At 73.8% G+C, this 1,334-nt stretch carries 2 protein-coding genes; one reads left to right on the forward strand and one right to left on the reverse strand.

Translation table 11 applies throughout. The features are described from left to right. Window positions 1-588, forward strand: a 588-nt coding sequence (gene idi, locus QL983_RS11245) for an isopentenyl-diphosphate Delta-isomerase (RefSeq protein ID WP_290153050.1), incomplete at its 5' end; no start/stop codon positions are given. A gap of 30 nt (window positions 589-618) precedes the next feature. Here idi and trxA read toward each other — a convergent pair. Next, window positions 619-1,059 carry a thioredoxin gene (gene trxA, locus QL983_RS11250; RefSeq protein ID WP_051995255.1) on the reverse strand — a complete coding sequence of 147 codons (441 nt, stop codon included), beginning with the start codon at window positions 1,057-1,059 and terminating at the stop codon, window positions 619-621. Between the last annotated feature and the right edge of the window lie 275 nt (window positions 1,060-1,334).

Consider the following 1,334-nt stretch of genomic DNA (forward strand, 5'->3'; position numbering starts at 1 on the left):
CCCGTCGCCCGACCGTGGATGGCGGCCTCGGACGTCCCGGTCGCAGGCCCCGACGACGTCGAGCGCGTGGTCCTGCTGTCCCCGGCGGGCGAGGCCGTGGGCACGGAGGCCAAGGCCACGGTCCACCGCCGCACCGAGGACGGCGGCACGCCCCTGCACCTGGCCTTCTCCTGTCACGTGTACGACGAGGCCGACCGGTTCCTGCTCACCCGCCGGGCGCTGGGCAAGGCGGCGTTCCCCGGGGTGTGGACCAACGGGTTCTGCGGGCACCCCGGCCCCGGCGAGTCCCCCGCGGAGGCCGTGCTGCGCCGCGCCCCGCAGGAGCTGGGCGTGGAGGTGTCCGACGTCGTCGAGGTGCTCCCCGACTTCCGCTACCGGGCCGCGGACGCCTCCGGCATGGAGGAGCACGAGATCTGCCCGGTGTTCCGGGCCCGGATGCACGGCGACCCCGCCCCGGAGCGGGACGAGGTCGCGGAGTGGTGCTGGGTGGAGCCGGCCGATCTGGCCGCCGCCCTGGCCGCCGTCCCCCGGGCGTTCAGCCCGTGGCTCGTGGAGCAGTGGCAGCAGGGGGCGTTCGACCCGCGGTGAGCGGCCGGCGCGGCGACGCCGCGCGGGCCGTCAGCGGCCGTTGACGTCGTCGAGGTGGGCGGCGGTGGACTGCACGGCCTCGTCCTGCCCCGGCTCGGCGTCGCCCTGCTGGCCCTGCTGCTCCTCGGCCAGGCGGCGGACCTCTGCGATGTCGAGGCCCTTGACCTGGTCGAGCAGCTGCTCGAGCGCGGTGCCCGGCAGGGCGCCGGCCTGGGAGAACACGAGCACGCCGCCGCGGAAGGCCATGAGCGTGGGGATGGAGGTGATGCCGGCCATCGCCGCCAGCTGCTGCTGGTCCTCCGTGTCGACCTTGGCGAACACGACGTCGTCGTGCTTCTCCGAGGCGGCCTCGAACACGGGGGCGAACTGGCGGCACGGGCCGCACCAGCCGGCCCAGAAGTCCACGAGCACGGTGTCGTTCTCGGCGACGGTGGAGCCGAACTCCTCGAGGGTCAGGTCCTTGGTGGCCACGGTGGGTCCTTTCGTCAGCGGGGCCGACGCGCTCACGCCGGCGATCGTCCTGCCGACCACAACGGACACCCCGCCGCACCTATTCCGCCCCACCCCGCTTTCGTTCGGGAAACGGCGGCGTGTCCCGGCACTTTCGTTCGGGAAACGGGCGCCTTCCACGCACTGTCGTGGCCGAGACGGGAGCCGTCGTCGTCGCTTCCTAGATGTAGGAGGGCATGACGTTGTTGACTCGGGCCGGGGCCAGTGAGGCCGGAGGAGCGTCTCCGCAGGAGGTA

The organism is Micrococcus sp. APC 4021 (genome assembly GCF_030407635.1).
GTDB lineage: Bacteria > Actinomycetota > Actinomycetes > Actinomycetales > Micrococcaceae > Micrococcus > Micrococcus luteus.